This window comes from Streptomyces sp. NPDC090106 (genome assembly GCF_044747265.1).
Lineage (GTDB): Bacteria > Actinomycetota > Actinomycetes > Streptomycetales > Streptomycetaceae > Streptomyces.
Genome location: NZ_JBIVDS010000014.1, coordinates 286,074 through 309,161, shown reverse-complemented (window position 1 = coordinate 309,161; position 23,088 = coordinate 286,074). Strand labels below are relative to the sequence as shown.

Genomic DNA, 23,088 nt, shown 5'->3' with positions numbered 1-23,088 from the left:
GCGCACATGCACAACCTCGCCCTCGCATCATGACCACAAGACCGCGATCACAGGCCCTGACCTGCCCGAACACGGCCTTGTGCAACACCCTTTAGCCGCGCGGGTACCGGGCCAGCCAGCCCGGGGACGAACCCGCCGGGCCGTGCAACGCGGGCCCCTGGGTCATCTCCATGGCGAAGTCGTCGGCGAGTTCCAGCAGGGTGGGACGGCCCTCCAGCTCGGCCAGCCAGGCCGGCGGGAGGGCCGTCTCGCCGTGCAGGGCACCGAGCAGACCGCCGGTGAGGGCGCCGGTCGCCGCGGAGGGCCCCTCCTGGTTCACGGCGAGGCACAGCCCGTGCCGCACGTCCTCGCTCACCAGCGCGCAGTACACGGCGGCGGCCAGCACCCCGTCCGCCGTACCGCCCTCCCCCACCAGCTCGTCGACCCGCGCCGAGGTGGGCATCCCCTGCCGTACGGCCCCCAGCGCGCGCTGGAGCGCCTCCGAGATGGGCTGGTGCCCCGGCCGGGCGCCGATGAGCGCGAGCGTCTGCTGCACGGCCGAGTCCAGGTGCTCGCCCCGGGCCAGCGCGTGCACGATCACGGCGTACGCCCCCGCCGCGAGGTATCCGGTGGAGTGCCCGTGGGTCTGCGCCGCGCACTCCACGGCGAGCTGCGCGACGAGCTGCGGCTCCCACCCCACGAGCAGCCCGAACGGCGCGGACCGCCCGGCGGCCTCCGCCCCGGCCTCCCGCTTGCCCTTGGGCGAGTCCAGCGTGCCCATGACGTCGTCCCCGAACCCGAGGAGCAGCGAGCGCGCGGGGTCCCGGCGGGCGTACAGCCACTCCTCGCGGGCCAGCCAGCCGTCGTCCTTGCGCCGCTCGTCCGGCCCCCAGTCCCGCTGGGTGGCCGCCCAGCGCAGATACGCGCGGTGCAGATCGGTCGGCGGATGCCAGGCACCGGTGTCCCGCCGCACCTGCGCCCGGATCAGCCCGTCGACGGTGAACAGCGTGAGCTGTGTGAGATGCCCGACGGCACCCCGGCGCCCGTACGCGAACCCGAGATCGACGATGCCCTCGGCGCCGTACGCCTCCCGGATGCCGTCCACGCCGAGCCCGTCCACCGGCGCCCCGAGCGCGTCGCCGACGGCAGCGCCGAGCAGTGTGCCCCGCACCCTGCTCCGAAAGTCCTGCTGCTCGGCCCGCCCCCAGACGGCCCCGGCTGTCGCACCCACCAAGACCTCCCAGGCGACCGTCCGCACGTACGACGTCCAGCACTGTAATCGACCGGGAACAGTCAGTTCAGGGGGCAGATCGGTATATGCGGCGCAACGGAAGCGATCGGAACCGGTCCCGGCCCGCCGGCCTCACGCAACCTTCACAGCTCCTCACGATCCGTCGCCACCTCGGCCCACACCGTCTTGCCGCCCGCCGGCGCCTCCTCCACTCCCCAGCGTTCCGCGTACGCCTCGACGATCAGCAGACCGCGCCCCGACTCCGCGTCGCCCGCCGCCCCGTCACCGGCCCGCGGGAGCCGGTCGCCCCGCGCGTCGGTCACCTCGACGCGCAGGGGGCCGCCGTCGCCGTACAGCTTCAGTCTCAGCCGGAAGTCCCGTCCCGGGACCCGCCCGTGCAGGACGGCGTTGGCGGCCAGCTCCGCGACGACGTGCGCGACGGCGTCGTGGTCGCAGGGCGCGCCCCAGTCCAGGAGCTGACGCCTCACGTGCTCGCGTGCGCGGTGCGCTCCGCTGCGGTCGGCCGAGAGGAGGACCGTGAAGTAGTGGGTGGGAGTGACCACTTGGGGGGCGGATTTCTGATTCACGTCACCCAGAGTGGTCGGGCGTACCTACTCTGAACAGGCGTGACTCCGGTACGGAGCGAGACTGTCCGGGTACGCGGTGTTGCCGTACGGCTCGTACGCGTGGAGGGGCGACATGGAGGACGAGGAGGCCACGGCCGTACTCAGGACGGTCGGACGGCAGATCAAGATGTGGCGGGAAGCCGCCGGGCTGACCCAGCCGGAGCTGGGCGAGGCGATCGGGTACGGCGGGGAGATGGTCTCGTCGGTGGAGCGGGGACGGCGCATTCCGAAAGCCGACTTCCTCGACAAGACGGATCAAGCGGTCGGCGCGGGCGGGAAGGTCTCCGCGATGAAAGAGGACGTGGAGAGCACCCGGTATCCGAAGGAAGGGCGGAGTCTGAAGAAGCTGGAGGATCAGGCTCACGAGATGGGGGCCTTCGCGGCCCTCCACATCCACGGACTGTTGCAGACGGCGGACTACGCGCGGGCGCTGTTCCTCATGCGGCAACCCTCCTACACCGAGGAGGAGATCGAGACCCATGTGGCTGGACGCATGGCTCGAAAGTCCGTCTTCGAGCGAGTACCTCGGCCGCTGGTGACCTTTGTCCAGGAGGAGTCGACGCTTCGGCGGCCTTTCGGAGGCAGACTGGTCCTGCAGAACCAGCTCCAACACCTGCTGGAGATGGGCAGGTTGCCGCACGTCGAGATCCAGGTGATGCCGACGGGCTGCGAGGACCACTCCGGGGTCATGGGCTCGTTCAGGGTGCTGAAACTCGGGAACGGCAAGCCACTTGGGTACTTGGAGGACCAGCTCTCCAGTCGCGTGATCAGTGATCCGCGGGAGGTCGAGATCCTGGAGATGCGCTATGGCATGATCCGGGCGCAGGCGCTCTCGCCCAGGGAGTCGCTGGCGTTCATCGAGAAAGTCATGGGAGAAGCGACATGACCCCCGCGCTGGAATGGATAAAGAGCAGCTACAGCGGCAACGAGGACGGGGACTGCGTCGAGGTCGCCATATCCCCCGCCGCCCCCATCGTCCTCGTCCGTGACTCCAAGGACCGGGACGGCGCCCGCCTCGCATTCCCCCGCTCCGCCTGGGCGTCCTTCATCGACTCCGGTTCCTACTCCGCGTAACGCGCCGCGAAGGCGTCCCGGGCGGCGGTCGCGCGGGACAGGCGTGGGCCGTAGAACTCCGGGTCGGCGTCGGGGCGGTGTGCCAGGGCGGTGAGCCTCAGGGCCGCGTCGGCCAGGTTCCGCCAGTCGCGCGGAGCGGCCAGCACCCTGGAGAGCCGCGCGTCGGCCGCGGTGTGGTCGCCGCGCGCGTAGTCGACCAGCATCCGGTCGCCGTCCGTGACCTCGTCCGAGGCCAGGAGACGTCGCCACAGGGGCTCGGTGCTCTGCCGGACACGGTCCCACCGCTCCCTCATGACGTCCCCGAACCAGCACGCGAGCCTGACCTCGGTCCTGTCCGCCTGAGCGGGCTCCTCGCTCAGGGCGTCGAGGAGCTGTCCGGCCTCGTCGTACCGCCCCTGCCACAGCAGGAGCCGGGCGACGCCGAGTCGGCAGGGCGTCCGCCGCAGATCGCGCAACGCCGCCTCCGGTCGGCCCAGTTCGAGATGGGCCCGGCCGCGCAGGCCCAGCAGCCCGCGGTCGTCGGGGTCCTGCTCCAGGTGGCGGTCGAGGCCGAAGAGCCACCACACCCGGGCCCCGCCCGCCGAGACGGCCCGGTCGAGGTCCGCGAACGCGCCGTCCGCGTCGCCGGTGCGCCGGCGGAGGTCGGCACGGTTCACCAGCGCCCACAGGTAGTCGGGGGCGAGCTCGACGGCACGGTCGTACGCCGCGCGGGCCGCGTCCGTGTGTCCGAGACGGTCGAGGGCGTACCCCCGCCCCGCGTGCGCGGTCGCGTACTCGGGGTCGATCCGGCAGGCCCGTCCGAGTTCCTCGGCGGCCTCCTCGTACCGTCCGGCCACGCGGTAGGCGTCCCCTCGTTCCGAGGCGATCCACGCGCTGTCGGGGTCGATCGCCACCGCCCGGTCGAGGTCGGCGAAGGCGTCGTCGGGCCGCCCGAGGTCTCGGTGGACCTTCGCCCGGTGGATCAGCGCCCACGGGTAGTCGGCGTCGATCTCCAGGGCGCGGGCGAAGCCGGTGAGCGCCCCGTCGATGTCGCCGAGGTCGTGCGCGCAGCTCGCCCGGCTCGCCAGGGCCCTCGCGTACGCGGGGTCGAGCGCCAGCGCCCGGTCGAGGATCGTGGCGGCCTCGGCGGGGCGCCGGGTCACCCGCAGCCGCTCGCCCCACTCGAAGAGGATCTCGGCGCTGTCGGGGCGCAGTCCGGCCGCGCGCTCGAAGTCGGCGAGAGCCTCCTCGTGGGCGCCGGACCCGACGCGGGTGCGGGCGCGGCCGTAGTACGCGTCCGCCGAGGCGGCGAGGGTGACGGCCCGGTCGTACTCCGCGAGCGCCCGCTCGTACTCCCGGTGGCGCGCCAGTTCCTGCCCCCGCAGACAGTGCGCCTCCGCGCGGCCCTCCGCGTCCAGGCCCGCCCGGTCCAGGAGCAGGCCCAGGACGGCCAGTACCGCCTCCGGCCCGTCCGTGAGCGTCCGGAGGAGGTCACGGCCCCACCCGCGCACCGCGTCGGAGTCCGTGTGCTCCCCCGCGTCCGCGATCACCTGCACGCAGGCCCGGATCGCGGCCTCGCCCCCGCGGCAGGCGCGGACCGTCTCCCCGAGGACGTCGCCGAGCGCGGTCTGGGGGCGGGAGCACAGCAGGTGGTAGAGCTCCTCCAGTCTCAGCTCGCGCCATGGCTCGTCGGACCACGACTCGTCCTGCTCCAGGCCCTCCTCGGCCTCGGTGCGCCAGACACGGAACCGCTCCGCGAGCCGCGCGTGCCGGTCCGTCCACTGCCGTGGCGACCGCGTCCGCTGGAGCCGCAGCATGGCGCCGCGCACGACGTCGTGGAAGTGGACGCGGCCGGCGCGTTCGCTGACGAAGGGCAGGCCGCGCAGCCACGCGTACAGGGGCGTCTCCGTCCCGGTCGTGGCCGCCCGGAAGACGTCCTCGTCCAGGGTGCGGGGCAGGGCGCAGCGGAGGGCGACGTCCCGTTTCGCGGGGTCGTGCTCCCATTTGAGGAAGCGTTCCACGGCGGTGGCGGTGGGGTCGTCGACGGCGCCCGGGTTCTCGGCGAGGGTCGACACCAGCACCGGGAGGCGGCCGGACAGGCGCAGCACCTCGCGGACGACGCTCTCCTCCACCAGGCCCTTGGCGGCGAGGAGTTGGCGCGCCTCGGACTCGGTGAAGGGTTCCAGGGCGAACTCGGTGACGAACGCGGCGTAGTCGGCCCAGCGGGCGGGGTCGGGGCCGTGCTGGCCGGCCAGGGTGATCACGGTGTTGGCGGGCAGGGCGCCGTAGCGGTCCGTCGTGATCAGGTCGAGGAGCCAGGGGTCGAGGAAGGGGGACGTGCGCTCGTAGGTGTCGAAGAAGAGGGCGATCCACGGCCGGTCGGCGGCGGCGCGGCCCAGTTCCTCGACGAAGACGGGGGTGAGGACCTTCAGCGGCTCCAGGACCAGGCGCACGTCGTCGTGGTTGCGGAAGCGCGCGCTGAGAGCCGCCCTCAACCGGTCGGCACCGTGGGCGACCTGGGTCGGGTCGACGGCACCGGCGAAGGCTCCGACGACGGGGACCATGCCGAGCCCGACGAGACCGGCCCGGGAGGCGGCCGTGCTGCCCGGCGAGGGAGGTGGGGGCGGCCCCGGGTCCGCTCCGGCGTCCAGTGCGGCCGAGGCCGTCTCCGCCTCGTGGCGGCGCTGCCGGTAGGTGGCGAGGAGGCGGTCCAGGGCCTTCAACTCCACGCCTTCGCGGGCGAACCGGGCGCTGATCGCGGTCATCGCCTCCGGGACGCTGCGCACGCTCTCGTCGATGCTCGCGGTGAGCGCCCCGCGCTGTGCGGCCACCGCCTCCAGCTCGCGCACCAGGGAGGACTTGCCGACGCCCGCGGTGCCGTGGACGTGGAAGACGAAGCTGTGGCGTTCGTCCTCCGGCGCGGTGTCGAAGTTGCCCCGGAACAGGTCGAGTTCGCCCCGTCTGCCGACGAAGCCCGCCCGCTTGCGGCGCCCGATCAGCTCCTGCATGGACGGTCGCCCCGCCACCATCCGCCTCACCCCCGTCACGCGGTCCTGGCTGAAGTGTGGCCCAGCGGAGCCGACTTCCCCAGGCCCGGGCCGTTTCCGGCCACTCGCCCACGGCGCTCCCCGGCCCCCGGCGGTTAAATGACCGCCATGGCCACCTCACCCCCACGCGGTGCTCTGCACCTCGCCTCCGTCCTGCTCACCGCGACCGTCGCCCTCTACATGGCACTGGTCGCCTTCGGGAACATCACCGACTTCGGGACCAACCAGCAGTTCGTCCAGCATGTGCTCGCCATGGACACGACGTTCAAGGACGACGACCTGATGTGGCGGGCGATCACCGGCAAGGGGCTCCAGAACACCGCGTACGTGGCGATCATCGTCTGGGAGACGGCCGCCGCGCTCGTCCTCGCCTACGGCACCTGGCTGCTCGCGCGGCGGCGGCAGGGCGGGGACGGGGCGGCGGCCCGGCGGATCGCCACCTACGGGCTGCTGATGGTGATGCTGCTGTTCGGCGCCGGGTTCATCGCGATCGGCGGCGAGTGGTTCTCGATGTGGCAGTCCTCGGACTGGAACGGCCTGGACGCGGCGCTCCGGGTGTTCCTGCTCAGCGGGATCGTGCTGATCGTGGTCCATCTGCCGGAGCGGAACCCCGTCTGAGGCCCCGCTGAGGCCCTACTGAGGCCCCACGCGGGCTACTTGACGACGACGACCTTCGTCCCGGACTCCCCGAACGTCCACAGTGCCGATCCGTCGGCCGTCTTCATCCGGATGCCGCCGGTCTGTGTGCCGGCGGCGGCCGGGGGCGGGGAGGAGCCGTCGACGGCGTTGGAGAAGGCGATGTTGAGGCCGGACTTGGCGGCGAAGTAGACGACGTGCTCGATCCGGACGCCGTCGGAGCCGGTGATCGGGTCGCCGGAGCGGGTGCCGACGGTGTAGGCGCCCGGGTCGGGGGAGACCGTCCCCGGCCACACCGTGAAGGTCCGGCGGGACGCGTCGCTCGCGTCGACCAGCCAGACCCGCTTGTCGCCGAGGGAGTAGACGATCCTGCGGCCCTCTCCGGAGCCCTCCGGCACCGCGGCCGTCGTCGGCTTCGACGGGGAGGCGGACGGCGCGGCGGACGAGGACGCGCCAGGACGGGCGGTCGCGGGGGCGGCGACGGGTTTCTCGCCGCCGTTCGCCTGGACGGCGAGCGCGACGACCCCGGCTATCGCTCCCACCGTCAGACCGGTCACCCAGACCTTCGGGGCAGGCACGGCACGCATCTCCTCAGCTCACCGACAGCGTCGGATCATCGTACTGCGCCCGCCCCGGGCCCCCGGCCGCTCAGTCCAGTACCGGCAGCAGGTCCGGCAGGTGGCCGTCGGAGGCCCGTGCCGCCTTCTGGCGCTCCTCGGAGACCTCCCCGTACAGGGTCGTACGGGGACGGGACGGGCGGCCCGCCGCCTCCGCGACCGCGATCAGGTCCCGCACCGACTTGTACGAGCCGTACGACGAACCGGCCATGCGGGAGATGGTCTCCTCCATCAGCGTCCCGCCCAGGTCGTTCGCGCCGGAGCGCAGCATCTCCGCCGCCCCCTCGGTGCCCAGCTTGACCCAGCTCGTCTGGATGTTGGGGATGTACGGGTGGAGCAGCAGCCGGGCCATCGCCGTCACCGCCCGGTTGTCCCGCATGGAGGGGCCGGGGCGGGAGATGCCCGCCAGGTAGACCGGGGCGTTGGTGTGGATGAAGGGGAGCGTCACGAACTCCGTGAAGCCGCCGGTGCGCTGCTGGATACCGGACAGGGTGCGGAAGTGGCCGAGCCAGTGCCGGGGCTGGTCGACATGGCCGTACATCATCGTGGAGGAGGAGCGCAGGCCGACCTCGTGGGCCGTCTCGACGACCTCGATCCAGGTGGCCGTGGGCAGCTTGCCCTTGGTGAGGACCCAGCGGACCTCGTCGTCGAGGATCTCCGCCGCGGTGCCGGGGATGGAGTCCAGGCCCGCCTCCTTGGCGGCCGTCAGCCACTCGCGGATCGACAGGCCGGTGCGGGTCGCGCCGTTGACCACCTCCATCGGGGAGAAGGCGTGGACGTGCATCCCGGGGACGCGTTCCTTGACCGCCCGCGCGATGTCGAAGTAGGCGGTGCCGGGCAGGTCCGGGTGGATGCCGCCCTGCATGCAGACCTCGACCGCGCCGAGGTCCCACGCCTGCTGGGCGCGGTCGGCGACCTGGTCCAGGGAGAGGGTGTAGGCGTCCGCGTCCGTCCTGCGCTGGGCGAACGCGCAGAATCGGCAGCCGGTGTAGCAGACGTTGGTGAAGTTGATGTTGCGGGTGACGATGTAGGTGACGTCGTCGCCGACGGCGGACTTACGGACGTCGTCGGCCACGCCGCACAGGGCGTCCAGGGCGGGGCCGTCCGCGTGCAGCAGGGCGAGCGCCTCGGCGTCGGTGAGCTTCGTGGGGTCGTCGGCGGCCACCCGCAGCGCGTCCCGTACGTCGGTGTCGATGCGCTCGGGGACCATGCCGGGGGCCGCCGCCTCGCGCAGGGCGCCCCAGTCTCCGTAGACCTCGTCGAAGTCGTCGCGGCGGTCGGCCGTGCGTCCGGTGGTGTCGATGGTGGTGTGCAGATCGGTGCGGCCCGACGCGACGAACACCTCCTCGGGCTCCTGCCAGGGGCGGCCCTCGACCACGGCGTCCGGGAGCGCGAGCCCGGTCTCCGGGTCGGCGAGCGCGCGGACGTGCGGGAGCAGCCGCGGGTCCAGCCAGGGTTCGCCCCGGGTCACGAACTCGGGGTAGACGCAGAGACGTTCCCGCAGCTCGAACCCGGCCGCCGCGGAGCGCGCCGCCAGCTCCTCGATCTGCGGCCAGGGGCGCTCGGGGTTGACGTGGTCGATGGTGAGGGGGCTGACGCCGCCCCAGTCGTCGACACCGGCCGCGATCAGCCGCTCGTACTCGCTGTCGACGAGGTTCGGCGGGGCCTGGATGTTGCCCGCCGGGCCCATGACCAGGCGGGCGACGGCGACCGCGGCGACCAGTTCGTCCAGCTCCGCGTCCGGCATGCCGCGCATCGCGGTGTCCGGCTTGGCGCGGAAGTTCTGGATGATCAGCTCCTGGACGCCGTGGTACGACCGGCTCACCCGGCGCAGCGCGAACAGGGACTCCGCGCGCTCCTCGTACGTCTCGCCGATGCCGATGAGGATGCCGGAGGTGAAGGGGACCGAGGAGCGGCCCGCGTCCTCCAGGACCCGCAGGCGGACGGCGGGTTCCTTGTCCGGGGAGCCGTGGTGCGGGCCGCCGGGCTCCGACCACAGGCGGGTGGCCGTCGTCTCCAGCATCATGCCCATGGACGGGGCGACCGGCTTCAGCCGCTGGAAGTCCGTCCAGGTCAGCACGCCGGGGTTGAGGTGGGGCAGCAGGCCCGTCTCCTCCAGGATGCGGATGGAGATCGCGCGGACGTAGGCGATGGTGTCGTCGTAGCCGTGCGCGTCGAGCCACTCGCGCGCCTCGGGCCAGCGGTCCTCGGGCTTGTCGCCGAGGGTGATGAGGGCTTCCTTGCAGCCGAGCGCGGCGCCCTTGCGGGCGACGTCGAGGACCTCGTCGGGGGACATGAACATCCCGTGCCCGGCCCGGCGCAGCTTCCCGGGGACGGTGACGAAGGTGCAGTAGTGGCACTTGTCCCGGCACAGCCGGGTGAGCGGGACGAAGACGCTCTTGGAGTAGGTGATGACGCCGGGGCGGCCGGCCTCGGCGAGACCGGCGTCCCGCACGCGCGCGGCCGACGCGGCCAGGTCGGTCAGATCCGCGCCACGCGCCTGGAGCAGCACGGCCGCCTCGGAGACGTCGAGGGCGACGCCGTCCCGGGCGCGTCTGAGGGCGCGACGCAGGGAGTTCGCGGTCGGACCGGTACCGGTGCCGCCGGGCGCGGTGGACCCGGTGGACGCGGTGGTGCCGCCACCGGACGTGGTTCGGCCCGCGGCGCCACCGGACGCGGTTCGGCCCGCGGCGCCACCGGACATGGACGGGCCGGTGGCGCCACCGGAGTCGGAGGGGCCCGTGGCGCCGCTGGAGTCGGAGGGGGCCGTGCCGCTGCCCGGTCCGGTGGAACCAGGGCCGCCGCCGGGCTCGGTGGGGCCGGTTCCGGGGGTCGCGGAAGTCGTCATCCTTCGAGCATACGAGCGAGCCGATCAGGCCCGGCAGGCGATGTCCTGTTCATCCCCGGCCCCCTGCCGTTACACGGTGTAATCGGCGTAGGCGTCCAGTGTCTTCAGCACGTCCGCCTCGCCCGCGGGCGGAAGTTGAACCACGACCTCCTCGATACCCAGCTCCGAGTAGTGCGCGAGTTTCCCGGCCGTGGGCTGCACCGCCGACGGCACGACCGTGAGGGTGTCCGGGTCGCGGCCCGCGTCCGCCCACGCGGCGCGCAGCAGCGGGACGCTCTCGGCCAGGCCGCGTCCGCCGATCGGCATCCAGCCGTCGGCGTAGGCGCAGATGTGCGCGAACAGTTTCGGCCCGGCGGCCCCGCCGACGAGGATCCGCGGGCGTCCCCGGACCGGCTTGGGGTGCGCGCGGCTCGCCCGGACCGACGCGAACTCGCCGTCATGGGCCGTGGGTTCGGCCGCCCACAGGGCGTCCATCACCGCCATGCGGTCCCGCACCAGGTCCCGGCGGGTGCGCCACTCGACGCCGTGGTCGGCGGCCTCCTCCCGGTTCCAGCCGAAGCCGACACCGAGGGTGACCCGGCCCCGCGAGAGGTGGTCCAGGGTGGCGACCCGCTTGGCCAGGGCGATCGGGTCGTGCTGGGCGACCAGCGTGACGGCGGTGCCGAGCGTGAGGCGCTCGGTGACGGCCGCCGCCTGGGCCAGCGCGACGAACGGGTCGAGGGTGCGGCCGTACTCGGGCGGGAGGTCGCCGCCCGCCGGGTACGGGGTGGTCCGCTCGACGGGGATGTGGGTGTGCTCGGGCAGATAGAGGCCGGTGAACCCCCGCTGCTCCAGCTCGCGGGCGAGCCGGACGGGGGTGATCGTCTCGTCGGTGAGGAAGAGCGTGGCGGAGATGCGCATAGCCGCATGAATACCGCGCGGAGCACGAGAAGGGCAGAGGAAGGGGCCGGGGAAACGGGAGGGACATGGGCGGGGACACGTCGACGGCGGCCAAGGCGTCCTGTTCACCGGCCCGGTGCTCCCGGTCGCCCTGGCGGCCGTCACCGACCCGGTGTTCCCGGGCCGTCAGACCGCTGGGCCGGTCCTGGAGGCCGGCCGGTCCTGGAGGTCGGCGACGACCGCCGCGTGGTCCGAGGGCCACACGCCGTCCACCGGACCGTCCCCGGCGCGCCGGACGGCGAGGACCGTGCCCTCGCCGTCGGGTCCCGCCGGGGCGCCCACGTGGATGTAGTCGATCCGGGCGCGCGGGCCGAGGCCGGGGTGGACGTAGGGATTGGCCGGGTCCCAGGTCGCGCCGGGGGCGGAGGCGTCGGCGTAGTCCCAGGCGTCGAAGAAGACCTGGCCGGGGACGGCGGGCGCGGTCCGCAGCCCCGCGAAGGCGCGTGTCTCGTCCGCGTCGGGCCAGGCGTTGAAGTCGCCGGTGACGACGGGCGGGAACGGCGTGCCGTGGCGGTGCCGGGCCACGAACCCGGCCAGGGCGGTGACCTGTTCACGGCGGACCGCCGAGGCGTCGAGGGGCGAGCTGAGATGGGTCGTGAAGAAGGGGACCGGGGCGCCGGGGGCGTCCAGGCGGGCGTACAGGGCGATCCGGCCGTCGTCCAGGTCCGCCGGGGCGGGCAGGCGCAGGACCCGGCGGTCCAGGACGGGCCAGCGGCTGAGCACCGCGTTGCCGATGCCGACGCCCGGGTCGCCCAGGCGCCGCTGCCAGCGCTCGGGGGCGGGCGAGGCGGCGAAGGCCCGGTGCAGGCCCAGTTCGGCGGCGAGCCACCCCGCGAGGTCCTCGCCGGTGCGGTGGTCGGCCCACACCTCCTGGAGGCCCACCACATCGGGCCGCAGCTCGCGCAGCACGGCGAGGATCGCCTTCTGCCGCTCCGCCCACGGCCCGAACCGCCACCACAGGTTCCACGTCACGACCCGCACGGCCACCGCGCTCCCTCCTCCGGGAGAATCAGTAACCATGCCGCGTCACGACGAACGCAAGTACCGGGTTGTCGCCGCCTTCCAGCGCGCGCTGAACGCGCTGACGCGCCGGCTGCCCGCGCAGACCCTGCTGGAGACGACCGGCCGCGCCTCGGGCCTGCCGCGCCGCACCCCGCTGGGCGGTCGCCGGGTGGGGGACTCCTTCTGGCTGGTCTCGGAGTTCGGGGAACGCTCTCAGTACGTGCGCAACATCCGGGCCGACCCGCGGGTCCGTGTCCGGCTGCGCGGACGCTGGTACACCGGCACCGCCCACCTCCTGCCCGACGACGACCCCGTGGCCCGGTTGCGCGCCCTCCCCCGCGTGAACAGCACGGCGGTACGCCTCATCGGCGCGGGTCTGCTGACGGTGCGGGTGGACCTGGACGGCCAGGGCCCGCCGTCCGGGTCATGACGGGCCCCGGGCGCCGGACCGCGCGTCCGGCGGTCAGCCCGGCCAGACGATCGACTGGACCTCGCTGTACGCGTGCAGGGCGTAGGAGCCCACGTCCCGGCCGACGCCGCTCTTCTTGAAGCCGCCGAAAGGGGCCTCCATGTTGCGGCCGACGGTGTTGACGCCGACGCCGCCCGCCCGCAGCCGGCGGGCCACGCGGAAGGCGCGGGCCACGTCACGGGACCAGACGTAGTCGATGAGGCCGTAGTCGGAGTCGTTGGCGAGGGCGATCCCCTCCTCCTCGTCGTCGAAGGGGACGACGGAGACGACGGGGCCGAAGATCTCCTCGCGGACGACCGTCATCGTGCCGGTGCAGTCGGCGAGGAGGGTGGGCGCGACGTAGAAACCGCGCTCGTGCGGGGGCCGTTCCCCGCCCGTGACGACCGTCGCGCCCTCCTTGCGGCCGAGTTCGACGTAGGACTCGACGCGTTCGCGGTGCGCGGCCGAGATGACCGGTCCCACGACGGTGTCCGGCTCGCGGGGGTCGCCGACCTTCAGGTGCCCGGCGTAGCCGGCGAGCGCCTCCACCAGCCGGTCGTACACGCCGCGTTGGGCGAGGACGCGGGTGGGGGCGGTGCAGATCTGGCCGCTGTAGAAGGAGAACGTGGTGCCGATCCCGGCCACGGCGGAGGCGAGGTCCGCGTCGTCGAGGACGAGGGCGGCGCCCTTCCCGCCCAGCTCCAGCAGCTGCCGTCTCATGGCCCGTCCGCACACCTCGCCGATGCGCTGCCCGACGGCCGTCGAGCCGGTGAAACTGACCATGTCGACGTCGGGCGAGTCCACGGTGGCCTCGCCGACCCCGGCCGAGCGGCCGGACACGACGTTGACCACCCCGCGCGGCACCCCGGCCTCCTCCAGCGCCTCGGCCATCCGGTACACGGACAGCGGGTCCTGCGGCGCGGGCTTCACGACGACCGTGTTGCCCATGGCGAGCGCGGGCGCGATCTTCCCGGCCGGGTTGGCCCACGGGTTGTTGTAGGAGGTGATGCAGGTGACGACCCCGACGGGCTGGCGGACGGCGAGCGCGCCCATGACCGCGGCGCGCCCCATCGGCCCGGCCTCGTTGATCTGCGGCTCGACGGCCCATTCGGCGGGTTCCACGCGCGCGTAGCGGCGGAAGCGGGCGACGGCGACGCCGACCTGGAGGGCGCGGGCGGTGCCGGTGGTGGCGCCGGTCTCGGCGCGGGCCAGGTCGGCGTGGTCGGCGAGCCGGGCCCGGATGAGGCCGGCGGCGCGGGCGAGGACCGCCGCCCGTTCCTCGGGCGGGGTCCGTGACCAGGGGCCGAAGGCCTCGCGGGCCGCGGCGCAGGCCGCGTGCGCCTGGTCCCGCGAGGCCTCCGGTGCCAGGCCGACGGTCTCCTCGGTCGCCGGGTCGACGACCTCGTAGTGCCCGCCCGCGGGTTCGACCCACTCGCCGCCGACGAAGAGCCGCCCGTTCACCGGGTGCTCACCGTCGCGGTGTCCCGCCCCGAGCGCAGCACGGTGCCCGGGACGGCCCCGCTCACCACGTCGTCGCGGATCGCCTCGACGCCGTTGACCCACACGGCCCGCACCCCGATCGCCTTCGAGTCCAGGCGCGGGCTGTCACCCGGCAGGTCGTGCACCAGGGTGGCCGTGCCCGCGTCGATCCGCTCCGGGTCGAAGAGCACGAGGTCGGCATGGAAGCCCTCCTGTATCCGCCCGCGCTCGCGCAGCCCGAACAGCCGCGCCGGATCGTCGGTGAGCATCTTCACGGCCTGCTCCAGGGTGGTGAGCCTGCGTCCGCGCAGACAGTCCCCGAGGAACCTCGTCGTGTACGGCGCCCCGCACATCCGGTCCAGGTGCGCCCCGGCGTCCGACCCGCCGAGCAGGACGTCCTCGTGGGCCCAGGTCTCGGCGCGCAGGGTCCAGGACGCCGGGTCGTTGTCGGTGGGCATGGGCCACAGGACGGTGCGCAGGTCGTCGGCGGCGCAGATCTCCACCAGGCAGTGGAAGGGGTCCTGGCCGCGCTCCTGCGCGATGTCGCGGACGACCCGGCCCGAGAGTCCCTCATTGGCCTCGCTGTAGGTGTCGCCGATGACGTACCGGCCGAAGTTCGCGAGCCGCCTGAAGACGCCGGCCTCCTTGGACTCGGCGCGGCGCAGCATCTCGGCCCGTACGGCGGGGTCGCGGAGCTTCTCGATCCGCTCGGGCACGGGCAGGGCGAGGACCGGCCCCCAGCCGGGGATGAGGTTGAGGGCGCAGAACGTGCCCAGCGACATGTTCATCGGGGTGAGGATGGGCATGGTGAGCGCGACGATCCGGCCGCCGGCCTTGCGGGCCCGTTCGCTCGCGTGCAGCTGCCGGGGGACGCGTTCGGGGACGGCCGCGTCGACGGTGAGGACGTTCCAGTTCAGGGGGCGTCCGGCGGCGGCGCTCATTTCGACGAACAGGTCGATCTCGGCGTCGCTGAACTGGTCCAGGCAGCCGGCGACGATCGCCTCGATCTGGGTGCCCTCGTGCTCGCCCACCGCCCGTGACAACGCGATGAGTTCGGCGGGCAGCGCGTGCCGGGAGGCGACCGGCCGGCCGTCGCCGTCGGAGTGCGTGGAGGACTGGGTGGTGGACAGCCCCCACGCCCCGGCCTCCATGGCCTCGTGGAACACCCGGAGCATCTCGGCGAGCTGCTCCTCGCTCGGCTGCCCGCCGACCGCGTCGGCGCCCATCACGTACCGCCTGAGCGCGCAATGTCCCACCATGAAGCCGGCGTTGACGGCGATCCGTCCCTCCAGCGCGTCCAGGTACTCCCCGAAGGTCCGCCAGCTCCACGGGGCGCCCTCTTCGAGGGCGACCAGGGACATGCCCTCGACCTTGGACATCATCCGCCGGATGTAGTCCCCGTCCTCGGGCTTCAGCGGCGCGAGCGTGAACCCGCAGTTCCCGGCGGCGACGGTGGTCACGCCGTGGTTGAGGGAGGGGGTGGCGTAGGGGTCCCAGAAGAGCTGGGCGTCGTAGTGCGTGTGCGGGTCGACGAACCCGGGGGCGAGGACGAGCCCGGTGGCGTCCTCGGTGGTGCGGGCCTCCTCGGTGACGGTCCCGACGACGGCGATGCGACCGTCCCGGATGCCGACGTCGGCGAGGCAGGAAGGAGCGCCGGTTCCGTCGACGACAGTCGCCCCTTTGATGACGTGATCGAGCATGCGGGGTTCACCTCCACATTGACGGCGAGGTCAGTGACCAAAGGGGCGCGGGGAACTGCGCGATCAGCCCCCACCACCCGCAGACCGCGACACCCCCTTACGAGGCGGCCCGGAACCGCGAGGTCCGGTGAACGGGGTCCGTGTCGATCTTCGGGATGACGTGCTCCCCGATCAGCCGGATCGTCTGGAGCGTCTTCTCCTTGGACACCCCGACCGGCAGCCCGAAGCTGATCTGGTCGGCCCCGGCCTGCTCCCACCGCTTGCACTGGCGCAGTACTTCGTCCGGGTCGCCGCAGACCAGCAGTTCCTCCTCGATGAGGACCTCGACGAACTCGGGGGTGTACGCGGGCAGCGTCTCGGGCCACACGGGGAAGCCCTCGGGCCGCGGGAAGGTGTCGTGGTAGCGGAAGACCAGCGAGGGCAGGTAGTGCAGTCCCCCGTTGACGGCGATGTCGATGGCCTCGGCGTGGGTGGGGGCGCAGATCGCGGTGGTGGTCACCATGACGTTGTCGTTGACGAAGTCCCCGATGGGTTCGGCGTCCACGATCGCCGTCTTGTACTGCTCCAGCACCCACTCCATGTCGGAGACCTTCTGGACACTGAACCCGAGCACCCCGAGCCCCTTCCTCGCGGCCATGGAGTACGAGGGCGGCGACCCGGCGGCGTACCACATCGCGGGGTGGGACCTGCCGTACGGCTTGGGCAGGACCTTCCGCGGCGGGAGCTGCCAGTGCTTGCCCTGGAAGCCCACGTACTCGTCCTGGAGCCACATCTTGGGGAACTCGGCGATGGTCTCTTCCCAGATCTCCTTGGTGTAGTTCATGTCGGTCACCCCGGGGATGAATCCGAGGATCTCGTGCGACCCGGCGCCGCGTCCGCTGCCGAACTCGAAGCGGCCCTCGCTGAGATGGTCGAGCATGGCGACCTTCTCGGCGACCTTCACGGGGTGGTTGACCTGGGCGAGCGGGTTGAAGATGCCGGAGCCGAGGTGGATGCGGTCGGTGGCGTGCGCGAGGTAGCCGAGGAAGACGTCGTTGGCGGAGAGGTGCGAGTACTCCTCCAGGAAGTGGTGCTCGGAGGCCCAGGCGTACTTGAAGCCGGACTTGTCGGCCTGGATGACGTACTCGGTCTCCTCCATCAGCGCCTTGTGCTCGGCGAGCGGGTCGGTCTCGGCGCGCTTGCCCACGTATCCCTGTACAAAGAGCCCGAATTCCAAGGAGGTTCACCGTCCCCGGTAGCGTATTTTCTGATGGGTCGTCAGATCGCTGACTGTGGCACCGCGGGCATGAGGCGTCAATAGCTGACGGGCAGTCAGATAACGGAGACCCCGGCCAGCCAGCCGCCGTCGATGACGAAGGGCTGCCCGGTGACGTAGGAGGAGTCCTCGGAGGTCAGGAAGAGCGCGAGCCGCGCGACCTCCTCGGGCCGCCCGATCCGGCCCAGCGGCACCAGCTTGCGGTACAGCCCGTCCAGGGCCTTGGCGGTGCCCTCCTGGTCCGCGTCCGGGTCGAGCAGCGACGGGTTGGACATGGCGGTGTCGATGGCGCCGGGGCACATCGCGTTGACCCGGATGCCGCGCGGCGCCAGCTCCAGCGCGGCGACCCGGGTCAGCCCGAGGACGGCGTGCTTGGTCGCGGCGTAGGTGCCGACGCCCGCCATGCCGGTCAGACCGGTGTAGGAGGCGGTGTTGACGATGGTGCCGCCGTCCTCCAGTTCCGGTCCCACGGTCTTGATGCCCAGGAAGCAGCCGACCTGGTTGACCCGCAGGACCTGCATGAACTCGTCGAGGGGGGTGTCGACGAGGGAGTTGAAGCGCAGGATGCCGGCGTTGTTGACGAGCCCGTCCAGGTGCCCGTACGCGCGTTTGGCGGCGCCGACGGCGGCCCGCCACTGCTCCTCGTCGCCGACGTCGAGGGAGAGGTAGAGCGCCCCGATCTCCTCGGCGAGGGCCTCGCCCTGCTCGTCGAGGACGTCGGCGAGCACGACCTCGGCGCCCTCCGCCCGGAAGAGCCGGGCCTCCTGCTCGCCCTGCCCGCGCGCCGCTCCCGTGACGAGGACGACGCGTCCGTCCAGCTTGCCCATGCCGCATCTCCTAGAGCTCGGGGGCCACTTCGGCGCCGAAGGCGGTGATCTGGTCGACGAGTTCGCTCCGGTCGCGGCAGCGGAACCGCACCTGGATCTGGTCCACTCCCAGCGCGCGGTAGGCCCGCAGCGACTCGGCGAGGGCGGCCGGGGCCCCGGTGAGGGTCCGGCGCCCGGTCTCCCACGCGGGCGCGCCGACGTACAGCGGCTCGGTGATGGCGCCGATCACGCAGGGCGCCCGGACACCGGCCTCCTCCCGGGCGCGGCGCAGCCTCTCGATCTGTGCGGGCAGCCGCTCGCGCGGGTCGCCCTGCGGCAGCCAGCCGTCGCCCTTGAGGGCGGCCCGGCGCACCGCGGCGGGCGAGGAGCCGCCGACCCAGACGGGGACGTGCCGCTGGACGGGGCGGGGCCGCTGGCCGAGGCCCTCGAAGTCGTAGAACTTGCCGTGGTGTTCGGGAAACTCCTCGGGCCCCAGCGCCGCCCTCAGCGCGTCGATCGACTCGTCGAGCACGGCCCCGCGCGCGGCGAAGTCGACGCCGAGGGCGGTGAACTCCTCCTCCACGTGCCCGGCGCCCACCCCGAGGATCAGCCGTCCGCCGCTGAGATGGTCGAGGGTGGCGTACTGCTTGGCGGTCAGCAGCGGGTGGCGCAGGCCGACGACGGCGATGTGGCTGAGGAGCCGGACGCGTTCGGTGGCCGCGGCGAGGAAGGCGAGCGTGGCCACCGGGTCGTACCAGATGGTGCTCATCGCGGACGCGAGGCGGCGCGGGACGCCGACGTGGTCGCAGCAGGCGATGTACGCGAAGCCGGCGCGGTCGGCGGCCCGGGCGACCGCGAGCAGATCCTCGGGCCCGGCGCCCGCCTCCCAGGGTTCGGCGTAGAGGGTGCTCTGGGACTGGACGGGGAGCTGGATGCCGTACTCCAGAACGGAGTTCGCGGGGCTCATGCGGGGCCGCCCCACAGGCCGTCGGGGGTGAGGCCGAGGAGGTCGATGGCGTTGCCGCGGACGATGCGTTCGACGGCGGCCGGGTCCAGGTGGCCCATCTGGGCCTCGCCGACCTCCCTGGACTTGGGCCAGGTGGAGTCGGAGTGGGGGTAGTCGGTCTCGTAGAGGACGTTGGCCAGGCCGATGGCGTCGAGGTTGCGCAGGCCGAAGGCGTCGTCGAAGAAGCAGCCGTAGACGTGCTCGGCGAAGAGTTCGGACGGCGGGCGGTGGACCTTGTCGGCGACGCCGCCCCAGGCCCGGTTCTCCTCCCAGACGACGTCGGCGCGCTCCAGGATGTAGGGGATCCAGCCGATCTGGCCCTCCGCGTACATCACCTTGAGGTTCGGGAAACGTTCGAACTTGCCGCTCATCAGCCAGTCGACCATCGAGAAGCAGCAGTTGGCGAAGGTGATGGTGGAGCCGACGGCGGGCGGGGCGTCGGCGGAGGTGGACGGCATGCGGCTGGAGGAGCCGATGTGCATGGCGATGACGGTGCCGGTCTCGTCGCACGCGGCGAGGAAGGGGTCCCAGTCGTCCGTGTGGACGGACGGCAGGCCCAGGTGCGGGGGTATCTCGGAGAAGGCGACGGCCCGGACCCCGCGGGCGGCGTTGCGCCGCACCTCGGCCGCGGCGAGCTCGGCGTCCCACAGCGGGATCAGGGTGAGGGGGATGAGCCGGCCGCGGGCCTCGGGGCCGCACCACTCCTCCACCATCCAGTCGTTGTAGGCGCGCACGCACAGCAGGCCCAGGTCGTGGTCGGCGGCCTCGGTGAAGGTCTGGCCGCAGAAGCGGGGGAAGGTGGGGAAGCAGAGCGCGGACTGGACGTGGTTGACGTCCATGTCGGCCAGGCGCGCGGGCACGTCGTAGGAGCCCTTGCGCATCTGCTCGTAGGTGATGATCTCCAGCTTGATCTCGTCCCTGCTGTACCCGACGGCGGTGTCGAGGCGGGTGAGGGGACGGTGCAGGTCCTCGTAGACCCACCAGTCGCCGATGGGCCCGTCGTCGCCGGGCGCGCCCATGACGGGGGCGAACCTGCCGCCGAGGAAGGTCATCTCCTTCAGGGGCGCGCGGACCGTGCGCGGACCGGTGTCGAGGTACTTCCTCGGCAGCCGGTCCCGCCAGACGCCGGGGGGTTCGACGGTGTGGTCGTCGACGGAGATGATCAGCGGGAAGTCCTCGGTGCTCGCCGCGGACGCGTCCACGGATACGTCCACGGCTGCCTCCACGTTCGTCTCCACGTTTGTCTCCATGCAGGGCACGGTAGCGCTGATCTGACGAACCGTCAGCTACGGGAACCGATGTCCGCTCTTGTGCGGAAGTGTGCGAAGACGAGGTGAGGAGGGTGTGATATCCCGCGCGCCTGGCTGTGATCACCCGCTCCGGAGCTGACGCATCTGCCATGCACAAGGCAAACTGGCGGGGTGACTTTGGACCTGTAGGGGGACCGGATGGACGCTGTACCGCGGGTGCCGGCGCAGAGGCGTACCGGCTCCGCCGCGGAAACCGCGCCGGCGCTGCGCTTCAGCGTGCTCGGCCCGGTGCGTGCCTGGCGCGGCGACGAGCCGCTCGGCACCGGCTCCCCGCAGCAACGTGCCCTGCTCGCAGCGCTGTTGCTGCGGGAGGGGCGCACCGCCACGGCCGCCGAGCTGATCGGCGCGCTGTGGGGCGAGGACCCGCCGTCGCAGGCGCTGGCCGCGGTGCGGACGTACGCGTCCCGGCTGCGCAAGGCACTGGACCCCGGGGTCCTGGTGAGCGACGCGGGCGGATACGCGATCCGTTCCCTGGGCGAGGGCGCCCTCGATCTGGCGACGGCGCAGGACCTGGCCGGTGAGGCCGAGAAGGCCCGCGGCGCCGGGGACCTGTGCCATGCCCGGGAGGTCCTGGGCCGGGCGCTCGCCCTGTGGGACGGCGAGGTGCTCGCCGGGGTGCCGGGCCCGTACGCGGAGGCCCAGCGGGTGCGGCTGGAGGAGTGGCGGCTCCAACTCCTCGAATCCCGGCTCGACATGGACCTGGAGCAGGGCTGCCATGCGGAGGCCGTGTCGGAGCTGACCGCGCTCACCGCGGCGCACCCCCTGCGCGAACGCCTGCGCGAGCTGCTGATGCTCGCCCTGTACCGCTCCGGCCGCCAGGCCGAGGCGCTCGCCGTGTACGCCGACACCCGGCGCCTGCTCGCCGACGAACTCGGCGTGGACCCGCGGCCCGGGCTCAGCGAGCTCCAGCAGCGCATCCTCCAGGCCGACCCGGCGCTGGCCGAACCGCCCTCCCCCGCCGCCGAACCGGTCGCGGCGCCCGTGCGTCCCGCGCAACTGCCCGCCACCGTGCCCGACTTCACCGGACGCGTGTCGTTCGTCTCCGAGCTGAGCGACGTCCTCGCCTCGGCCGAGGGCCGCGTGATGGCGGTCTCGGCACTCGCCGGCATCGGCGGCGTCGGCAAGACGACCCTCGCCGTGCACGTCGCCCACCAGGCGCGCTCCGCCTTCCCCGACGGCCAGTTGTACGTCGACCTCCAGGGCGCGGGGACCCGGGCGGCGGAACCGGAGACGGTGCTGGGCTCGTTCCTGCGGGCGCTCGGCACCGCCGACTCGGCGATCCCCGACTCCCTGGAGGAGCGCGCGGCCCTGTACCGCTCGGTCCTGGACGGGCGCCGGGTGCTGGTCCTGCTGGACAACGCGCGCGACGCGGCACAGGTGCGTCCGCTGCTCCCCGGCACGGCGGGCTGCGCCGCCCTGGTGACCTCCCGGGTGCGGATGGTGGACCTGGCGGGCGCGCACCTGGTCGACCTGGACGTGATGTCCCCGGACGAGGCGCTCCAGCTCTTCACCAGGATCGTCGGCGAGGAGCGGGTGGGGTCCGAGCGGGACGCCGCCCTGGACGTGGTGGCCGCCTGCGGTTTCCTGCCCCTCGCGATCCGGATCGCCGCGTCCCGGCTCGCGGCCCGCCGCACCTGGACCGTGTCGGTCCTCGCGGCGAAGCTCGCCGACAAGCGGCGCCGCCTGGACGAGCTCCAGGCCGGTGACCTCGCCGTCAAGGCCACCTTCGAGCTCGGCTACGGCGCCCTGGAGCCGCCCCAGGCCCGCGCCTTCCGCCTGCTCGGCCTCGCCGACGGCCCCGACATCTCCCTCGCCGCCGCCGCAGCCATGCTCGACCTCGGCGCCGAGGCCACCGAGGACCTCCTGGAGGCCCTCGTCGACACCTCGCTCCTGGAGTCGGCGGCCCCCGGCCGCTACCGCTTCCACGACCTGGTCCGCCTCTACGCCCGCGCGTGCGCGGAACGCGACGAATGGCCCCCCAGCGAACGGGACGCGGCGCTGTCGCGGTTGCTGGACTTCTATCTGGCGACGGCGGCCGGGGTCTACGCGATCGAGCGGCCGGGCGAGCGCGTCCTGGAGCACTTCGCCGCGACCGAGCGCCCCGGGCTCGTCTTCCCCGACCGGAACCTGGCCCTGGAGTGGCTCTTCAACGAGTCCAACTGCCTGCTGGCCTGCGCCCAGCAGTCGGCGGCCAACGGGATGCAGCGCAAGGCCGCCGATCTGCTGATGGCCGCCGTGGACCTCGGCGAGTCGGGGGCCAACCCGCTCCAGTTCACCCAGGCCGCGACCGCGGTCGGCGACGCCGCGCAGGCCGTCGGCGACGCGTGGGCGGAGGGCCGGGCCCGCACGATGCTCAGCCATGTCCACAGCGTGTGCGGCCGGTTCAGCGAGTCCGAGGAGCAGGGCAGACGGGCGCTGGAGCTGGGCACCGCGGCGGGCGACCCCGTCTCGTGCGGCCAGGCGCCCAACCAGCGGGGCATCATCGCCCTCTACGAGGGCCGGCACGCCGACGCGGAGGCCCACTTCGAGAGCGCGCTGGCCGCGTTCCGCGCGGACGGCAACCAGCCCGGCACCGCCTCCGCCCAGTGCAACCTCTCACGGGTCCATCTGGCCACCGGCCGCACCGCGAGCGCGGTGGCGCTGGCCCGGGCCGGGATCGAGATCTACGACCAGGACCGCACGGGCCAGGCGCTGCGCCTGGCGAACGGCAAGTACGCGCTGGGGCTCGCGCTGACCAGCGCCGGGCGGACCGCCGAGGCGCGCTCGGCACTGTCGTCCGCGCTGGAGGTGTTCCGCGACAGCAGGCAACTCCTGTGGCACGGGATGACGTTGTTCCGGCTGGCCGAACTGCATCTGGCCGAACGCTCCCCGGCGCTGGCCGCCTCGCACGCCGAGCAGGCCCTCGCGGTGCTGCGCGGCATCGGCGGCGAGTGGCGGCGCGCCAACGTGCTCACGACGCTGGGCCGCGCCCTGCTGTCGATCGGGCACACCGACCGGGCCCAGGTGTGCTGGCGGGAGGCGCTCGCCGTGTTCGAGGAGCTCAGGTCCCCGGAGGCGGACGCGGTGCGGGCCCTGCTGAACCCGGCGGCGGTCGCCTGACCTGCGG

18 protein-coding genes are annotated in these 23,088 nt (G+C 73.1%); 5 read left to right on the top strand and 13 right to left on the bottom strand.

The annotated features are described in order from the left end of the window. Window positions 1-91: 91 nt before the first annotated feature. Together ACIPSE_RS37515 and ACIPSE_RS37510 are read right to left on the bottom strand one after the other, a co-directional pair. A complete protein-coding gene (locus ACIPSE_RS37515; protein ID WP_401671957.1) occupies window positions 92-1,210 on the bottom strand; it encodes an ADP-ribosylglycohydrolase family protein in 1,119 nt (372 codons plus the stop codon). 143 nt (window positions 1,211-1,353) lie between these two features. After that, a complete protein-coding gene (locus ACIPSE_RS37510) occupies window positions 1,354-1,797 on the bottom strand; it encodes an ATP-binding protein (RefSeq protein ID WP_401671955.1) in 444 nt (147 codons plus the stop codon). A 112-nt stretch (window positions 1,798-1,909) separates the two neighbouring features. Between ACIPSE_RS37510 and ACIPSE_RS37505 the strand changes: the two genes are divergently transcribed. Both ACIPSE_RS37505 and ACIPSE_RS37500 read left to right on the top strand, forming a co-directional pair. After that, the gene (locus ACIPSE_RS37505; RefSeq protein ID WP_401671952.1) at window positions 1,910-2,722 is read left to right on the top strand and encodes a helix-turn-helix domain-containing protein; all 813 of its coding nucleotides are present in this window, start codon (window positions 1,910-1,912) and stop codon (window positions 2,720-2,722) included. Continuing rightward, a complete protein-coding gene (locus ACIPSE_RS37500) occupies window positions 2,719-2,910 on the top strand; it encodes a DUF397 domain-containing protein (RefSeq protein ID WP_401671950.1) in 192 nt (63 codons plus the stop codon). The genes ACIPSE_RS37505 and ACIPSE_RS37500 overlap by 4 nt, the downstream gene beginning before the upstream one ends. Here the strand turns inward: ACIPSE_RS37500 and ACIPSE_RS37495 are convergent. Beyond that, window positions 2,898-5,897 carry a tetratricopeptide repeat protein gene (locus tag ACIPSE_RS37495; RefSeq protein WP_401671947.1) on the bottom strand — a complete coding sequence of 1,000 codons (3,000 nt, stop codon included), beginning with the start codon at window positions 5,895-5,897 and terminating at the stop codon, window positions 2,898-2,900. The two genes, ACIPSE_RS37500 and ACIPSE_RS37495, sit on opposite strands and share 13 nt — an antisense overlap. Before the next feature lie 147 nt (window positions 5,898-6,044). Between ACIPSE_RS37495 and ACIPSE_RS37490 the strand changes: the two genes are divergently transcribed. Further along, the gene (locus ACIPSE_RS37490) at window positions 6,045-6,554 is read left to right on the top strand and encodes a DUF2165 domain-containing protein (protein WP_401671944.1); all 510 of its coding nucleotides are present in this window, start codon (window positions 6,045-6,047) and stop codon (window positions 6,552-6,554) included. A 35-nt stretch (window positions 6,555-6,589) separates the two neighbouring features. On the opposite strand, the gene ACIPSE_RS37485 is transcribed toward ACIPSE_RS37490, so the two are convergent. From ACIPSE_RS37485 to ACIPSE_RS37470, 4 genes are all read right to left on the bottom strand, one after another. After that, the gene (locus ACIPSE_RS37485) at window positions 6,590-7,159 is read right to left on the bottom strand and encodes a hypothetical protein (RefSeq protein ID WP_401671942.1); all 570 of its coding nucleotides are present in this window, start codon (window positions 7,157-7,159) and stop codon (window positions 6,590-6,592) included. A gap of 61 nt (window positions 7,160-7,220) precedes the next feature. Then, window positions 7,221-10,037, bottom strand: coding sequence for a bifunctional FO biosynthesis protein CofGH (locus tag ACIPSE_RS37480; RefSeq protein ID WP_401671939.1), 2,817 nt, complete (start codon window positions 10,035-10,037; stop codon window positions 7,221-7,223). A 69-nt stretch (window positions 10,038-10,106) separates the two neighbouring features. After that, window positions 10,107-10,937, bottom strand: coding sequence for an LLM class F420-dependent oxidoreductase (locus ACIPSE_RS37475; protein ID WP_401671937.1), 831 nt, complete (start codon window positions 10,935-10,937; stop codon window positions 10,107-10,109). Between the two features lie 165 nt (window positions 10,938-11,102). Beyond that, window positions 11,103-11,957 (bottom strand): endonuclease/exonuclease/phosphatase family protein, encoded by an 855-nt coding sequence (locus ACIPSE_RS37470; protein ID WP_401671993.1) that lies wholly within the window; start codon window positions 11,955-11,957, stop codon window positions 11,103-11,105. Window positions 11,958-11,994: 37 nt separating this feature from the next. On the opposite strand from ACIPSE_RS37470, the gene ACIPSE_RS37465 reads away from it, so the two are divergent. After that, on the top strand, window positions 11,995-12,408 hold the full coding sequence (locus ACIPSE_RS37465) for a nitroreductase/quinone reductase family protein (RefSeq protein WP_401671935.1): 414 nt from the start codon (window positions 11,995-11,997) through the stop codon (window positions 12,406-12,408). 33 nt (window positions 12,409-12,441) lie between these two features. Here the strand turns inward: ACIPSE_RS37465 and ACIPSE_RS37460 are convergent, their stop codons facing one another. The 6 genes from ACIPSE_RS37460 to ACIPSE_RS37435 form a co-directional block, all read right to left on the bottom strand. After that, complete coding sequence (locus ACIPSE_RS37460; RefSeq protein WP_401671932.1) at window positions 12,442-13,887, bottom strand: aldehyde dehydrogenase family protein; 1,446 nt, start codon at window positions 13,885-13,887, stop codon at window positions 12,442-12,444. Next, window positions 13,884-15,605 (bottom strand): amidohydrolase family protein, encoded by a 1,722-nt coding sequence (locus ACIPSE_RS37455; protein WP_401671930.1) that lies wholly within the window; start codon window positions 15,603-15,605, stop codon window positions 13,884-13,886. Before ACIPSE_RS37455 ends, ACIPSE_RS37460 begins: the two co-directional genes overlap by 4 nt. 97 nt (window positions 15,606-15,702) lie before the next feature. Continuing rightward, the gene (locus ACIPSE_RS37450; RefSeq protein WP_401671927.1) at window positions 15,703-16,821 is read right to left on the bottom strand and encodes an LLM class flavin-dependent oxidoreductase; all 1,119 of its coding nucleotides are present in this window, start codon (window positions 16,819-16,821) and stop codon (window positions 15,703-15,705) included. A gap of 95 nt (window positions 16,822-16,916) precedes the next feature. After that, a complete protein-coding gene (locus ACIPSE_RS37445) occupies window positions 16,917-17,687 on the bottom strand; it encodes an SDR family NAD(P)-dependent oxidoreductase (protein ID WP_401671924.1) in 771 nt (256 codons plus the stop codon). A 10-nt stretch (window positions 17,688-17,697) separates the two neighbouring features. Further along, window positions 17,698-18,633, bottom strand: coding sequence for a TIGR03619 family F420-dependent LLM class oxidoreductase (locus tag ACIPSE_RS37440; protein WP_401671922.1), 936 nt, complete (start codon window positions 18,631-18,633; stop codon window positions 17,698-17,700). After that, window positions 18,630-19,922, bottom strand: coding sequence for an amidohydrolase family protein (locus ACIPSE_RS37435; RefSeq protein WP_401671919.1), 1,293 nt, complete (start codon window positions 19,920-19,922; stop codon window positions 18,630-18,632). Before ACIPSE_RS37435 ends, ACIPSE_RS37440 begins: the two co-directional genes overlap by 4 nt. 198 nt (window positions 19,923-20,120) lie before the next feature. Between ACIPSE_RS37435 and ACIPSE_RS37430 the strand changes: the two genes are divergently transcribed. Continuing rightward, window positions 20,121-23,081, top strand: a complete 2,961-nt coding sequence (locus tag ACIPSE_RS37430) for a BTAD domain-containing putative transcriptional regulator (RefSeq protein WP_401671917.1) — start codon at window positions 20,121-20,123, stop codon at window positions 23,079-23,081. Window positions 23,082-23,088: the final 7 nt, after the last annotated feature.